Source organism: Marinimicrobium koreense (genome assembly GCF_003762925.1).
GTDB classification, from domain to species: domain Bacteria; phylum Pseudomonadota; class Gammaproteobacteria; order Pseudomonadales; family Cellvibrionaceae; genus Marinimicrobium; species Marinimicrobium koreense.
On sequence record NZ_RJUK01000001.1, the window covers coordinates 2,487,369 to 2,500,450 of the forward strand.

The 13,082-nt window shown below is 55.3% G+C and carries 15 protein-coding genes and 1 pseudogene; 9 read left to right on the plus strand and 7 right to left on the minus strand.

What is annotated here, in order from left to right; genetic code table 11:
• The first annotated feature begins 105 nt into the window (after window positions 1-105).
• The 5 genes from EDC38_RS10845 (at window position 106) to EDC38_RS10865 (ending at window position 2,815) form a co-directional block, all read left to right on the plus strand.
• Complete coding sequence (locus EDC38_RS10845) at window positions 106-504, plus strand: hypothetical protein (RefSeq protein WP_123638527.1); 399 nt, start codon at window positions 106-108, stop codon at window positions 502-504.
• A 495-nt stretch (window positions 505-999) separates the two neighbouring features.
• Window positions 1,000-1,389 carry a hypothetical protein gene (locus EDC38_RS10850; RefSeq protein ID WP_123638528.1) on the plus strand — a complete coding sequence of 130 codons (390 nt, stop codon included), beginning with the start codon at window positions 1,000-1,002 and terminating at the stop codon, window positions 1,387-1,389.
• A 57-nt stretch (window positions 1,390-1,446) separates the two neighbouring features.
• Window positions 1,447-1,671, plus strand: coding sequence for a hypothetical protein (locus EDC38_RS10855; protein WP_123638529.1), 225 nt, complete (start codon window positions 1,447-1,449; stop codon window positions 1,669-1,671).
• 90 nt (window positions 1,672-1,761) lie between these two features.
• Window positions 1,762-2,406, plus strand: a complete 645-nt coding sequence (locus EDC38_RS10860) for a hypothetical protein (protein WP_123638530.1) — start codon at window positions 1,762-1,764, stop codon at window positions 2,404-2,406.
• 190 nt (window positions 2,407-2,596) lie between these two features.
• Window positions 2,597-2,815: a type II toxin-antitoxin system Phd/YefM family antitoxin gene (locus EDC38_RS10865; RefSeq protein WP_425462029.1), complete on the plus strand. Its 219-nt coding sequence runs from the start codon at window positions 2,597-2,599 to the stop codon at window positions 2,813-2,815.
• Window positions 2,816-2,986: 171 nt separating this feature from the next.
• Here the strand turns inward: EDC38_RS10865 and EDC38_RS16530 are convergent.
• The 4 genes and pseudogenes from EDC38_RS16530 to EDC38_RS10885 form a co-directional block, all read right to left on the minus strand.
• Window positions 2,987-3,097: pseudogene (locus EDC38_RS16530) on the minus strand (Txe/YoeB family addiction module toxin); the annotation flags it as partial.
• Window positions 3,098-3,108: 11 nt separating this feature from the next.
• Entirely contained in the window at window positions 3,109-3,258 is a 150-nt protein-coding gene (locus tag EDC38_RS16535) for a hypothetical protein (RefSeq protein WP_246004384.1), read from the minus strand.
• The gene (locus tag EDC38_RS10880) at window positions 3,239-3,511 is read right to left on the minus strand and encodes a type II toxin-antitoxin system Phd/YefM family antitoxin (RefSeq protein ID WP_123638531.1); all 273 of its coding nucleotides are present in this window, start codon (window positions 3,509-3,511) and stop codon (window positions 3,239-3,241) included. The genes EDC38_RS16535 and EDC38_RS10880 overlap by 20 nt, the downstream gene beginning before the upstream one ends.
• Before the next feature lie 138 nt (window positions 3,512-3,649).
• Window positions 3,650-4,540 (minus strand): SRPBCC family protein, encoded by an 891-nt coding sequence (locus EDC38_RS10885; protein ID WP_123638532.1) that lies wholly within the window; start codon window positions 4,538-4,540, stop codon window positions 3,650-3,652.
• 115 nt (window positions 4,541-4,655) lie between these two features.
• On the opposite strand from EDC38_RS10885, the gene EDC38_RS10890 reads away from it, so the two are divergent.
• Window positions 4,656-5,453 carry a helix-turn-helix domain-containing protein gene (locus EDC38_RS10890; RefSeq protein WP_123638533.1) on the plus strand — a complete coding sequence of 266 codons (798 nt, stop codon included), beginning with the start codon at window positions 4,656-4,658 and terminating at the stop codon, window positions 5,451-5,453.
• A gap of 35 nt (window positions 5,454-5,488) precedes the next feature.
• Here the strand turns inward: EDC38_RS10890 and EDC38_RS10895 are convergent, their stop codons facing one another.
• Both EDC38_RS10895 and EDC38_RS10900 read right to left on the minus strand, forming a co-directional pair.
• On the minus strand, window positions 5,489-6,004 hold the full coding sequence (locus tag EDC38_RS10895; RefSeq protein ID WP_123638534.1) for an MOSC domain-containing protein: 516 nt from the start codon (window positions 6,002-6,004) through the stop codon (window positions 5,489-5,491).
• Window positions 6,005-6,021: 17 nt separating this feature from the next.
• On the minus strand, window positions 6,022-7,029 hold the full coding sequence (locus tag EDC38_RS10900) for a histone deacetylase family protein (protein ID WP_024461515.1): 1,008 nt from the start codon (window positions 7,027-7,029) through the stop codon (window positions 6,022-6,024).
• A 114-nt stretch (window positions 7,030-7,143) separates the two neighbouring features.
• Between EDC38_RS10900 and EDC38_RS10905 the strand changes: the two genes are divergently transcribed.
• The 3 genes from EDC38_RS10905 to EDC38_RS10915 all read left to right on the plus strand — a co-directional run bounded on the left by EDC38_RS10905 (window position 7,144) and on the right by EDC38_RS10915 (window position 12,149).
• Complete coding sequence (locus tag EDC38_RS10905; protein ID WP_123638535.1) at window positions 7,144-7,518, plus strand: hypothetical protein; 375 nt, start codon at window positions 7,144-7,146, stop codon at window positions 7,516-7,518.
• A gap of 87 nt (window positions 7,519-7,605) precedes the next feature.
• Complete coding sequence (locus EDC38_RS10910; RefSeq protein WP_123638536.1) at window positions 7,606-9,021, plus strand: efflux RND transporter periplasmic adaptor subunit; 1,416 nt, start codon at window positions 7,606-7,608, stop codon at window positions 9,019-9,021.
• A complete protein-coding gene (locus EDC38_RS10915; RefSeq protein ID WP_123638537.1) occupies window positions 9,018-12,149 on the plus strand; it encodes an efflux RND transporter permease subunit in 3,132 nt (1,043 codons plus the stop codon). The genes EDC38_RS10910 and EDC38_RS10915 overlap by 4 nt, the downstream gene beginning before the upstream one ends.
• Window positions 12,150-12,157: 8 nt before the next feature.
• On the opposite strand, the gene EDC38_RS10920 is transcribed toward EDC38_RS10915, so the two are convergent.
• Window positions 12,158-13,063, minus strand: coding sequence for a DUF3667 domain-containing protein (locus tag EDC38_RS10920; RefSeq protein ID WP_123638921.1), 906 nt, complete (start codon window positions 13,061-13,063; stop codon window positions 12,158-12,160).
• Between the last annotated feature and the right edge of the window lie 19 nt (window positions 13,064-13,082).

Genomic DNA, 13,082 nt, shown 5'->3' on the forward strand with positions numbered 1-13,082 from the left:
ATCCTTGACGCGCAGGCGCATCACTACGCGGCCTGTCGGCCGCCGGATGCTCGCAAGCTTGCACCGGTCTACGCGGCGCTATGCAAAAATTTGGAGTCTGAGATTATGGAAATAGTTATAACTGTAGTCGCTGTCCTGGCAGCCACTACCATTCTATATAAGGTGCTGCCTCACCGGAATCTTGGACAAGAAAAACCGATATTTGCACTTTTCCCAAAATACAAGAACGAAGTGCCAAAGCCTAAATCCGATTATCGTGTGGAAGAGGTAATGTCGTCCTTGGGATTTGAGAAGAAAAAAGATCAAGGCGGCTCAATAAAGTATTCGAGAGGCTCTATAGCTGGCGACATATCTATTGAGCTTATGAAGATAAACGTTACGTTTTCGCCAAGAAGCAATGGTAATCTTCCTTACACTGTTGAAGCCGCCTGGGTTGTTGCTTTCGACACAGGAGATCATTGGGACTTTACAAAGCAACTGGGCGATAAGATCGAAAATGCATAACGAAGCGCAGCACTACACAGTCTCCGGCTGCCGAACACTCGCAAGCTCCCACCGCTATGCGATAAAAATATGCCAAGTATTCGTAGGTCTTCTAGCGATTGTAGCTACAGGGTGTGCAGGAATCGGAGCTAATTTTCCTATGTCGTTGTGTGGCGGAGAAAATTCCTACAAGTATGACCAAGTCGTTCTGGAGAAAGCGCTAAAGAAGGCTCAGATGTGGTCAAATATAATATACGGAAAAGATTGCGTTGTTTGTGCTGAACTCCTACCAGATCCTTCGAAGTCACGTTTTGAGCTCCATATTACTAGCCCTGGTGACTTACTGTTCAACACCTCTGCCACTATGGAGTTCAGAAAATCCGATGGAAAAGTCATTGATAAATCGATATACCATTCTTGCAAAGTACACTACAAACCAGAAAATGACGCATAAAAAACGCTTCCATTTGACGCCGCAAAGCGGCGCAAATGAAGCCGGGCGCTAAGAGGAAAAGTATGGCAGAACTGGATCACGATGAATGGAAAGAGATTAGAGGCAGAGTAGACTCTCTAGCGAATGCGGTGTTCTTGATTGCAGGTGGTGCACTAACATTGTCGGTATCATCACTGCTTAGGTTCGCCCAAGAGATCGGACCTGAATTAAAGACTTATATAAGTCTTTCATGGCAAATACTATTCGGCTCTATAGTTGGTTTCATACTATTGAAGGTAAGCCTGATTGCACAATCGTATATGCGGTGCACCCTTCGCCCTGAGCAGTACAATCGTATAAACGGAATTACCAATTCCTTCGGCTGGACGGTAGGGATTTTAGCATTACTATTGTTTATAGCGGGAATGTACATGATGTTTGGCGTTGCTTTGGTCGTAATTTTCCCAACTTAACAACCCAAGGCAGCGGGGCATATTGATATTGGTTGCCCAGGTAAGGAGGGCTAAAACATGGAAAATGCAGATCAGGTAAAAGGTAATGTTAGGCTGCTAGTATTTATAGTTACTTTGCCCTTTTGGGCACTACTAGCCATTGAGGTGTACAGCATTTGGCTGGGTGACCCTTATACTTTCGATATCACGCACGCTCTGGTTGCAGCGGCAATATATGCGTTCTTTCGAATAGTAGTACAGGGTAAGAATCCAATGGGGACAACTGATAATGCAAAGCAATAACAATACGTACCATATACCACCGCAAGTGGTTCAGGTCCACACTTCTAACATGCCCTTCATGCAAGGAGTTATGAGGCTATAGGAAACACTATGAAATACCGTCTAGCATTCATTTTGGTTTTAGCGTTCCTGCAGTCTTGTGCCACGGTCGATAGTCCGACTGAGTCTTTCGCCTTTTCCCGTGAAATGAAGTATGGCTTCTACTCCTACAATTTCAAACGACTCGAGGGCTACAAACCTGAATCGGAATTAGCGTTGATTTTCCCGTCGATTCCTGGAGCAATCTTTGGAAACCCCACAGATGATATATTGTATGTTGCTGAAGTCAGAAATAGCCATACCTTTAAACTCGTCCTTCCCAGCGATATTGATGCGAAGTCGGCTACTATTAGACAGTCGGGTTTAAATGTTGTTCCAGCCGACACAAAGCTATTGAGGCTAGGCACTTTTCACGCATTTTCGCCGTACCGCGATGACATAGGTGGCGGTGGATTTATTAATACAATAGACAACGAACCGCTAATTCTAGTTTATTTTTCCAACCCGGCAAATATTCGAGGAGTGCTAACGTTAGGAAAACAAAAGTTCGACCACCAGATCACCATTTCCAGTGCGGGCTGGAATTGGATAAAAGTAGTTGAGCTATCCGATAATAACTACCGACTATCTGAGTTTGACGGTGATAAAGGAGATATCGAGTTTAGTGTGGTCGTCAATACTTCTGTCAGCATATAAGTATATGCTTTACAACGCGCAGAGTTACACTGTCCCAGGCGGCGGGACGCTCGTAAAATCGCTCCCGTGTGCGCAAAGTTATGTAGGTAAGGCGGTAGGAAAACGACAAATTGTGGCCAATAACATGTGTTGATTACTGGTCTTCTTTTGGTGATTTATTCGTCATATTTTTTATGATTTTTCCGTAAGCATCTCAGAATTAAAGAAGAGTCCGTCCGCGCTGCTTTCTCAGTCTAGTGGTTCAGCAATCGTCGTTCTGAACCATAACAAGCCGGTGGCCTACCTGATCCCTACGGAGACCTACGAAGCTATGATGAGTATGACTGAGGATTATGAGCTAGCTAAGCTTCTCGATGAGCGTCTAAAAGATAAGAATCAAGCAGTATCGGTGTCTTTGGACGACCTATAAGCTCAAGTTTCTACCAGTTGCGCTAAAATAGTAGGAGAAGTTTGGAGCTCCAGTCAAAAGCCAGTTTAAGAAAAATCTGGCGGCCTGACGGGAAAATCCAAGGATGTCAGCGGATAAACTAAGCGGTTACGAATCGGTTTATAAGATCAAGCGGCGGTGGGACGCCCGTCGTTATGGCTTTTGGTCGTAATGGCCCCCAATGGCAAAGATATACACGTAGTGATCGTCAAACTTGTAAATCACACGATCTTTCTGAGAAATTAGCCGGGACCAGAGTCCGGAAAGGCTGTGCTTTAATTGCTCAGGCTTTCCCCGCCCGCTGCCGGGTCGGCGCGGAGCGCTTTTTTCAGTAACTGGTAAAGAGCTTCATGTAGCTTTTTGTCCTTCTCCCGGAGCTGCTCATAGGTAGCCCAGGCACTGCCTTCAAAGACGAGTGATCTCATTGATTTCCTCTTCCTTGGGGGTATATCCAGTGCCTTGGGTATGGGTAGCGGCAGACTCTGCCAATTGGCGCATCAGGCTGCTGTTCTGAAGCACATACAGGGTTTCTTGCTCCCGCTCCCACTCGTCGGCGCTCATTACCACGAATGCCTCACCGGAGCGCCGAGTCACTTTCAGCGGCGTATGATTGCTAGCTGCTTGTTCTACAAAGGCTTTTAGGTTGTCTCTGAACCTGTTTACACTAACAAAGTCCATATGGCTCACCTCAAACGTACGGAGTTCCCGTACATTATAGGGAGAGTAAGCCACAACAAATCAAGAATGTTCGCCACAGCAAGCTCCCTTTGGTCGCCGTACTCCCCCACTACCTTTCTTAAGCGTTGGCCTGGGACGTCACGTTTTCGCTTCATGCTCCATTCTGGACGACCAAGCGTCTGCCAAATCGATCAAAACCCCGGAAAACTGCCTTTTAGCCGCAAGGACAAAAAGCCACCGCTTGATAAAGTTTCCTTTGGGTTTCGCCACTAAAACAATATTGAACTCGGAACCGGCATCACCTTCTTTAACAGACCAACGACCTCTTAGCTCCGAAATGGGGTATGGATAGCTCTTCTCTTCAGTGTGAACATTGAAGGCATAAGTTTTCCCATCCTCGTACAGATCACAAGTCTCTCGCCAACTTTCGCCGGCGCGCCCATAGCATCGACGCTCCATGCCGACCCCATGTCCCGATAGAACCTCGACTTTAGAAAGATTGCTCGCAACGTCCGCATAACCCGGGTGATCTGTCATCACTTCCCATACCCTATGACTTGGTGCATTGACTGCTCGCCTCACCGTGGCAATTAGCCTTCCTTTTTCTGAACGCATTGAAACCTGACTCTTAGTCGGTATTATTCTTCCTGAGCCAACGTATTGGCCTACTGCAAAAATTGCGACAACGGCGGCAACGACACTAACCAGAGACTGTCCAGTGTCTGTAAAAAACTCAGGGATCATAAAAAGTAGCCCAGCACTAGCGATCACCCAGCCAACATCCATCATGGTGATCACCAGAACCTGCATTTTTGTAATAAAACGGTTGGATGCCATCAGAAAGAGAACACATGCAAACATCAACAATCCAGCACCCAATATACGCAACGCAAGCGGTAGCCAACTGTGCTGCCCTGAAAATATCATTTCCGAAACAGAGCCAGAGGCCACCAATAGGTCGCCCCCTATAGCCAAAGAAAACGTGGCGTTTAGCGCCAAAAATATCCGAGCTGTGCTGCTGGCTTTCATGTCAAATCATCTCCTATGGTAATCACGACTTAGATCCAGTTTTCCACTGGAAGTCAATGACGGCAATTACCTTGGAAGTAATAGACAGAAAACTAATCAATTGATAACTTAAGGAATGACCTCAATCCTGAGAACGACAGATACCCCCTTTTCGGGTTTCCTGAAGACTTGGCGCACACGGCGGCGACTGAGCCAGCTTGAGCTCTCCTTAAAATCGGGAATGTCACAACGGCACATCAGCTTCCTGGAAACCGGACGCTCGAAACCGAGCCTCTCTGCCATTGGCCAACTGGGGGATGCGCTAGATATGCCGGCAGCTGAAATCGATGCAATGCTCCTTTCAGCAGGCTTCGCTGCACGCTCGTCTCAACGTCGTTGGAGTCAAGAAGCTAGAGAGGCTGTCGGCGCATCAATTGATCATGTTCTTCAGAGCCATGCGCCCTATCCCGCCATGGCGGTGGATCGCATTTGGAATCTTCAGAAAGCAAATGAACCGGCTCTGCAATTTTTTGCAATGCTCGGCAGCACCGGGACCCCCAATTTACTGCGTGAGGTAATGATGCCCGGAGCATTGCGCTCCCGCACCATCAACTGGGAACAAACAGCGAGAGCCTTGTACCGACTACTTGAGCTGGAAGTTGCGAGGCGTCCACATGACCAGGAGGCTCATGAGCTACTGAATGAGCTTCGAGACATTAGTGGCGTTGCAGAGGCGATCAGCCAACCCAGCTCCGAAAACCCGCTTCCCGTACTTAGCATACAGTTTCAAGTCGAGGACGCGGTATTGAGCCTGTTTTCCCTGATCGCAACGGTCGGCATGAGCTCTGACCCGGTAATTGACGATATCCGACTGGAGACACTGCTCCCAGCCGATGACGTCACAAGGGAGTGGTTTACTAAACATTTTTTATGATAGTTTGGCTTTGGTGGCACCTTTTAAGGTGGACATCAGCGAGCGCCACTGTCCAACCCTGGCAGTCGCACCACAGAATCCCCCACTGCCATCTGGCCACCTTGAACAATCCGGGCACAGAGCCCCCCATAGCCAAACATCGCTGCAGCGCCCCCTGCGCCCAAGGCTTCGTCCATTCGGGAACAGGGGTGACAGAGGGCGGTGGTTTCCAGTACGGCTTCGCCAATCTGTAGGCGCTGGTGGCGCAGCAGGTTCATGTTCATTCCGGAGATCACCAGGTTGCGCCGTAATAGCGCCGGGTCGATCTCGGAGTGGCCGGTATGACGAGCGATGGCCTCGATAAATTCGCGGCTTATCAGGGTCACCTGGCGGGAGGAGCCCGGGGTTTTGCTCATGCGGTGATCGCCTTCCAGGCCCAGCCCCTCTGCCGCCGGGGCGCTGTCCACCACGTGGATGTCGCCTCGCCGCTTACTGCGCAGGCCGATCCATTCGAGCCGCCCCTCTGGCAGGCTTTGGCACAACTTGTCGAGTAAGCGGGCTTGGGCTGTCATATCGTCACCGGGATGCGTTACGGGTTCAGGCCACTGAAGAAGTTTTTGGCGTTGGTCGCCAGGGACTCCAGGTGGTAGCCGCCTTCCTGTATCACCAGGGTAGGAAGGTTCATGGCGTTGATGCCTTCGCCCATGTGCCGGAAGCCTTCGCTGCTGACCGAGACTTTGGCCTGCGGGTCTTCGTGGTACACATCGAAGCCCAGGGCGACGATCAGTACGTCCGGCTCGTACAGGCGGATGGCGTCGGCGGCGTCGGCCAGTTTTTCGAAGAAGGTGGACTCGGGGGAACCGTGGGGCATCGGCATGTTGATGTTGTAGCCATAGCCGGGGCCCGCGCCCCGCTCGTCTTCGTAGCCGCTTACCACCGGGTAGAAGTTGGTGGGGTCGCCGTGGATGGAGATATAGAGCACGTCGTCCCGATCGTAGAAGATTTCCTGAATGCCCTGGCCGTGGTGCATGTCCGGGTCGAGAATGGCGACTTTGTCGTAATGGTCCAGCAGGGCTTCGGCGGCGATGGCGGCGTTGTTCAGATAACAGAAGCCACCGGCGGCGTCGCGCCGGGCGTGGTGGCCGGGCGGGCGGCACAGGGCGTAGGCCCTCTGCTGTCCGGTAAGAAGCTCATCGGCGGCGGACAGGGCGCTCTGGGCGGACCAGTAGGCGGCCTCCCAGGTGTGGGGGCCGATGGGGCAGCTACCGTCGGCCTGATAGCGGGCACATTCCGCCAGAATACCGCGCATGGGGTTCGGTGAACGGACGAAGATGTTGGACATGACTTCCCCGCCCCAGTCTTCCGGCCAACGCCGGTGGGCTGACTCAAGAAAGCGCAGGTAGCCCAGGTCGTGCACCCGATTGATCACATCCATGCCGTGATCGGTGGCCTGTTCCGGCCGGACGCCCAGGGCTTCCAGGCCCTTGACCAGCTCCGGGGTGCGCTCCGGCAGCTCTTGAGGGGGGCGCATCTGGCCGCGGGTCAGGTAGGATTGCGGGGCATGTTTATCCTGGGACGGATGAAAAAACGCTTTCATGGTCTCTCCTGTCTCCGGTGATCGTGGGTGTTATTGCCTCTGTTGAGACTAGCACATACCGGGCCGGGTTCACCCTGGCTTTGCCCACGGACCCAGGTGCGCTAGACTAACGGCATGAATCGCCACTCCTTCCGTCATTGGTTGTTTGCGCTACTGCTGTTTCTGGCAGGGCCGCTGGGTGCCTCGCATCCGCCGATGATGACCGATACGGCGCCCGAACCCTGCCATGACACCATGGAGATGGCTATGGCCGATGGTGGTGCCATCCACAGTCATTCAGAGCATGACTCTACGCACCTCGCAGCCACCCCGGATCACGACTGCGACAGCCAGTGCGCCTGTTGCCCCGGCTCCTGCTCCGGTTTTGTGGCCCTGACGGTGCAAGCGGTCCCGCCAATCTCAACCCCGAATCACTTCCTCTCTTCAGCCACCGACGCTGCACCCACGCGCGCGCCGCTGGAACTGCTCCGCCCGCCCAAATTCGCCTGACCACAGGATAGGTGCGCCTGACGATCGCACCCCCTTGGCCCTCCGCGGCCGTTTTTCTGTTGTGGTATTACCTTGTGGACAGGTGTTATGAACAAACCTCTATTTTTCGTGGCGCTGCTGGGCGCCTTTGCGCTGGGTGTGGGCAGTCATTTGCTTTGGCCCGAGCCTTCGGACAACGCCGAACCATCCAAGACTAGCGACGAGAAGGAGCCCCTTTACTGGGTGGCTCCCATGGATGACAGCTATCGCCGGGATGGGCCCGGCAAGTCCCCCATGGGCATGGATCTGGTGCCGGTGTATGCGGAGGACCAGAAACGCGAGCCCGGCGATGTCCGGATTAACCCGGCGGTTGCCCAGAACCTCGGGCTGACGCTGGCGGAGGCGACCCACGCGCCGGTGGGCCAGACCATTGAAACGGTGGGACTGGTGGAGGTGAACCAGCAACAGGTGCAGCACTTTCATGTGCGCGCCTCGGGCTGGATCACTGAACTGGCGGTGGCCACCGAGGGCGACCCGGTCAAAGCCGGTGAAAAGCTGTTTGAGTTTTACTCGCCGGAAATCATCAATCTGCAACGCGAGTACCTACAAAGCCTGAGAGACCAGCTTCGGGGACGGGCGGAGGGCTCCCTGTCTCAGATGCGCGCCAAAGGCGTGAGCGAGCGGGAAATCGAGCGACTGAAACGCGAACGCAGCGTACGGGAGAAGCTGCGCTACTACGCGAGCCGGGACGGCTATGTGGTGCAGCTCGGTGTGCGCGAGGGCAACTTTGTGGACCTGCCGCAGAACCTGATGTCCATTGGCAGCCTTGAAGACATCTGGGTCAATGTCGAGCTGTATGAGGCCGATGCGGGTCGTATCACCACCGGCCAGCCGGTCACCCTGACCACCGCCAGCTATCCCGGTGAAACCTGGGAGGGCACCGTGTCCTACCTCTACCCCATCCTGAACAGCGACACTCGCACGCTGCGCGCCCGCCTGGAATTTGCCAACGAGGAGGGTCGGCTCAAACCGGGCATGTTTGTCCGCGCCCGGATCGAGCCCGAGGATGAACAAGCCGTGCTATCCATTCCCCGAAGCGCCCTGATTCGCACCGGCGCCGGAACCCGCGTAGTGCGGGAAGTGGAACCGGAGGTGTATCGCTCGGTACCGGTCAAGGTCGGACAGGTCGGCCGCGAGCGTGCCGAAATTCTGAAGGGTTTGCGCCACGGGGATCGCGTGGTTGAAGACGGCCTGTTCCTGATCGATTCCGAGTCCAGCCGCGAGGCGGATTTGGGCCGAATCGAAACCCGAACACCAGAAGAGGACGAGGCTGATCACGATGCCATGGATCATGACGCAATGGATCAAGGAGACATGGACCACGGTGAAATGAACCAAGACGATATGGATCATGAAGAGATGGACCATTCCGAAATGGATCACGACTCGATGAATCATGACCGGGAAAATAACGACGCACAGAGTCCTCATGAGCACCACGACCACGGAGGAAGCGCGCCATGATTGCCGCGATCATTCGCTGGTCCATTCACAATCGCCTGCTGGTGGTACTGGCCACCTTGATGTTGTTGGGCTGGGGGCTCTACTCGGTGCGCAACACACCCGTGGATGCCATCCCGGACCTGTCCGATGTGCAGGTGATTGTCAAAACCTCCTACCCCGGGCAGGCGCCCCAGGTGGTGCAGGACCAGGTGACCTACCCGCTCACCACCGCGCTTCTGTCCGTCCCCAAAACCCAGACCGTGCGGGGCTTTTCCTTTTACGGCGACTCTTACGTTTATGTGATTTTTGAGGAAGGTACGGACCTCTACTGGGCCCGCTCCCGGGTGTTGGAGTATCTGAATCAGGCCGCCCAGGATTTACCCGAAGGCGCTCGCCCCGAACTCGGCCCGGATGCCACCGGGGTGGGCTGGGTATTCAACTATGCGCTGGTCGACCGCACCGGCCAGCACAACCTGGCGGAACTCACGACGCTGCAGAACTGGTTTCTGAAGTACGAGTTGCAGGCGCTCGATGGTGTGTCCGAGATCGCCACCATTGGCGGCATGAACCGGCAATATCAGGTGGAGGTCGACCCGCAGAAGCTGCGCGCCTATAACCTGCCACTGCAACAGGTGCACGCCGCCATCGTCAACGGCAATGCCGAAACCGGCGCGTCGGTCATCGAAATGGCCGAGGCGGAGTATATGGTGCGCGCCACCGGCTATGTGCAAAGCATAGAAGACCTGGCGCAGATTCCGCTGGGCACCAACGAGCGGGGAACCCCGCTGCAGTTGAAAGACGTCGCCACCATCCAACTCGGCCCGGAAATGCGTCGGGGCATTGCCGAGCTGAACGGCGAAGGCGAGGTGGTGGGTGGCATCGTGGTGATGCGCTCGGGCGAAAACGCGTCGGAGGTGATTGACCGGGTGAAGGCCCGGCTGGATGAACTGAAGCCCAGTCTGCCCGACGGCGTGGATGTGGTCACCACCTACGACCGCTCGCAACTGATTCGCAATGCGGTGAGCAACCTGTACGAAAAGCTCGGTCAGGAACTACTGGTAGTGGTACTGATCTGCGCCCTGTTTCTGTTTCACCTGCGCTCATCCCTCGTGGTGGTATTCAGCCTGCCGCTTGGCATTCTCATCGCGATGATCGTAATGCAGATCCAGGGCATCAATGCCAACATCATGTCCCTCGGCGGCATTGCCATCGCCATTGGTGCCATGGTCGATGGCGCGGTGGTGATGATCGAAAATTTTCACAAACACCTGGAGCGCCACAAAGGCGAGCTGAGCAACGAACAACGCTGGCAACTGGCGGCCCGCTCGGCATCGGAAGTGGGCCCGGCGCTGTTTTTCTCGCTGTTGATCATCACCCTGAGTTTTCTGCCGGTGTTTGCCTTGGAGGCCCAGGAAGGGCGGATGTTCTCCCCGCTGGCCTTTACCAAAACCTACGCCATGGCGGCCGCCGCCGGGTTGGCCATTACCCTGGTGCCGGTATTGCTCGGTTACTGTGTGCGCGGGCGCATCCTGCCCGAGCGGAAAAACCCGATCAACCGGGTGTTGATCGCAGGCTATCAACCGCTGCTGCGCGGCGTGTTGCGCTTTCCCAAAACGACACTGCTGATCGCCCTGGCGATCATGGTCATCGGACTCTGGCCCGCACAGAAACTCGGCACGGAATTTATGCCCACGCTGGATGAAGGCGACCTGATGTATATGCCCACCACCTACGCGGGCGTGTCCATTGGCGAGGCGCGACAGATTCTGCAACAGACCGACAAGCTGATCAAAACCCTGCCGGAAGTGGAGACGGTGTTCGGCAAAATCGGTCGGGCCGATACCGCCACGGATCCGGCCCCGCTGACGATGATCGAGACGGTGATTCAGTTCAAGCCCAGAGACCAATGGCGACCCGGTGTCACCCCGGAATCCCTGCGCGCCGAGCTGGATCAGTTGATCGACTTTCCGGGCCTGACCAATGCCTGGGTGATGCCGATCAAAACCCGGATCGATATGCTCGCCACCGGCATCAAAACACCGGTGGGGGTAAAAATTGCGGGGCCGGACCTGTCGGTGATTGAACAGCTCGGGCGGGAGCTGGAAACCGTGATTGGCGAGGTACCCGGTGCGAGCTCCGTGTACGCGGAACGCGTGGCCGGGGGGCGCTATCTGACCGTGGATATCGACCGCGCCAGCGCCGCCCGTTACGGGCTGAATATCGCCGATGTGCAGTCGGTAATCCGCACCGCCGTGGGCGGTGCCAATATCACCGAAACCGTCGAAGGACTGGAGCGCTACCCGGTCAACCTGCGCTATCCCCAAGCCTATCGTGACTCGCCGGAGGCGCTGGCCAATTTACCCATTGTCACCCCCAATGGAACCCACATTCCTTTGAGCGAGGTCGCCCGTGTGACCATCGAAGATGGACCGCCCGCCATCAAGAGCGAGAATGCCCGGCTGAACGGTTGGGTGTTTGTCGACATCACCGAGCGGGATCTGGGCTCCTTTGTGGCCGACGCGCAAGCGGCGGTGAACGAGCACATTGAGTTGCCCCCCGGCTACTCGCTGCGCTGGGCCGGTCAGTACGAATACATGGCGCGCGCTCAGGAAAAGCTGGCGCTGGTGATGCCGATTACCCTGGGCGTGATTGTGTTGCTGCTGTACCTGAACTTCCGCCGCTTCAGCGAAGTGGCGATGATCCTCATGACATTACCGTTCGGGTTGTTGGGCGGCGTCTGGTTGCTGCTCGCGTTGGGCTATGACCTGTCGGTCGCGGTGGCCATGGGTTTTATCGCCCTGGCCGGGGTGGCGGTGGAAATTGGCGTATTGATGCTGGTGTATCTGAACCTGGAGTATCAGGCCGCCGAGGAGCGCTGCACCGAGGCCGGTCGGGCCTTCACCCGCGCGGACCTACAGCAGGCGGTGATGGAAGGGGCCGGGCTGCGGCTGCGGCCGATTGTGATGACCGCCGCCACGCTGTTCGCGGGCCTGCTGCCCATCATGCTCGGCGGCGGCACCGGTTCGGAGGTGATGCAGCGCATCGCCGCGCCGATGGTGGGCGGCACCTTCACGACACTGATCCTGACCTTGTTGGTGCTACCGGTGATCTATTACCTGTGGCGCTCGGTGGGTAAGCCGGCGACTTGATCGCCGGCTTAGCTGCGCAGGATGCTCTGGATCGTCGTAAACAAAAACGCCGTGAAGAGCAGAAAGCTGTAAGCAGTGGCAGTGAGTAAAAATTTAAGAACCGATTTCCACCATCCCTGACGATAAAACGTTTTGTGGCTCAGTAGCAGGTAGAGAGGCACCGACCAGAACAGCAGGCTACTGAGCACACTCAATGCCTCGGGCACCACAGGCCAGGCCGCGATGGCATCCTCAAGCATGGCCAAGCCCACCACCACCACAGCCAATTGCAACCCGAAGCTGTGGGTGTGGAGGGCAAGTATCAGGTGCTCCATATAATAGTGATGTCGCCGCCAGTAAATCAATTTCAGAACCAGGGCAAACAGCGGTAATAGCAAGAACATTACCTGGGGAGCAAGGGAAAAAAACTGATTGATGCCGATCTGAGGGTTCTCGGCAATACGACCAAAATTATATTCGAGTCGGCGATTGATTTCGTCGCTGACCAAGGGCAGCTCAAAGTGCACATCCCGGCCCGGTATGGGTGGCGCAACCAGACCGCTCCTCGATTCTGACCCCTCACCCGAGGCTCTCTCGGTCGTCTCCTCCGGTGGATTCAAGTTGATCGAATCCACCGGTATCGCCTGAGCGAACACCAGAAAAGCCACAATGGAGGTAAAGATGTACAGGCGCAGCGGCGGAACATATGGGGCTCGGTGCCCCTGAACGTAACGCAGACTCAGAAACCCCGGGCGGACCCACAGTGGCCGCAAGGTCCGCCAGAGACGATTGTCCCAGTTGGTGAACTCCCCCAGGAACTCGGTGATGAGTCCGAAGGCGCTGCGTACATAATTCTTGTTGTCCTGCCCACAGCGATGGCAATAATCGCCCTGAAGCGGCGTATCGCAATTGGCGCAGAGCGAAGGCTGAGTCATGTCATCCCTGTCGGCCATT

Bases quoted from the DNA above. Each gene is read 5' to 3' on its own strand.
- EDC38_RS10845 (WP_123638527.1), top strand. From the start codon at position 106: ATGGAAATAGTTATAACTGTAGTCGCTGTCCTGGCAGCCACTACCATT.
- EDC38_RS10850 (WP_123638528.1), top strand. From the start codon at position 1,000: ATGGCAGAACTGGATCACGATGAATGGAAAGAGATTAGAGGCAGAGTA.
- EDC38_RS10855 (WP_123638529.1), top strand. From the start codon at position 1,447: ATGGAAAATGCAGATCAGGTAAAAGGTAATGTTAGGCTGCTAGTATTT.
- EDC38_RS10860 (WP_123638530.1), top strand. From the start codon at position 1,762: ATGAAATACCGTCTAGCATTCATTTTGGTTTTAGCGTTCCTGCAGTCT.
- EDC38_RS16535 (WP_246004384.1), bottom strand. From the start codon at position 3,258: ATGAGATCACTCGTCTTTGAAGGCAGTGCCTGGGCTACCTATGAGCAG.
- EDC38_RS10880 (WP_123638531.1), bottom strand. From the start codon at position 3,511: ATGGACTTTGTTAGTGTAAACAGGTTCAGAGACAACCTAAAAGCCTTT.
- EDC38_RS10885 (WP_123638532.1), bottom strand. From the start codon at position 4,540: ATGAAAGCCAGCAGCACAGCTCGGATATTTTTGGCGCTAAACGCCACG.
- EDC38_RS10890 (WP_123638533.1), top strand. From the start codon at position 4,656: ATGACCTCAATCCTGAGAACGACAGATACCCCCTTTTCGGGTTTCCTG.
- EDC38_RS10895 (WP_123638534.1), bottom strand. From the start codon at position 6,004: ATGACAGCCCAAGCCCGCTTACTCGACAAGTTGTGCCAAAGCCTGCCA.
- EDC38_RS10900 (WP_024461515.1), bottom strand. From the start codon at position 7,029: ATGAAAGCGTTTTTTCATCCGTCCCAGGATAAACATGCCCCGCAATCC.
- EDC38_RS10905 (WP_123638535.1), top strand. From the start codon at position 7,144: ATGAATCGCCACTCCTTCCGTCATTGGTTGTTTGCGCTACTGCTGTTT.
- EDC38_RS10910 (WP_123638536.1), top strand. From the start codon at position 7,606: ATGAACAAACCTCTATTTTTCGTGGCGCTGCTGGGCGCCTTTGCGCTG.
- EDC38_RS10915 (WP_123638537.1), top strand. From the start codon at position 9,018: ATGATTGCCGCGATCATTCGCTGGTCCATTCACAATCGCCTGCTGGTG.
- EDC38_RS10920 (WP_123638921.1), bottom strand. From the start codon at position 13,063: ATGACTCAGCCTTCGCTCTGCGCCAATTGCGATACGCCGCTTCAGGGC.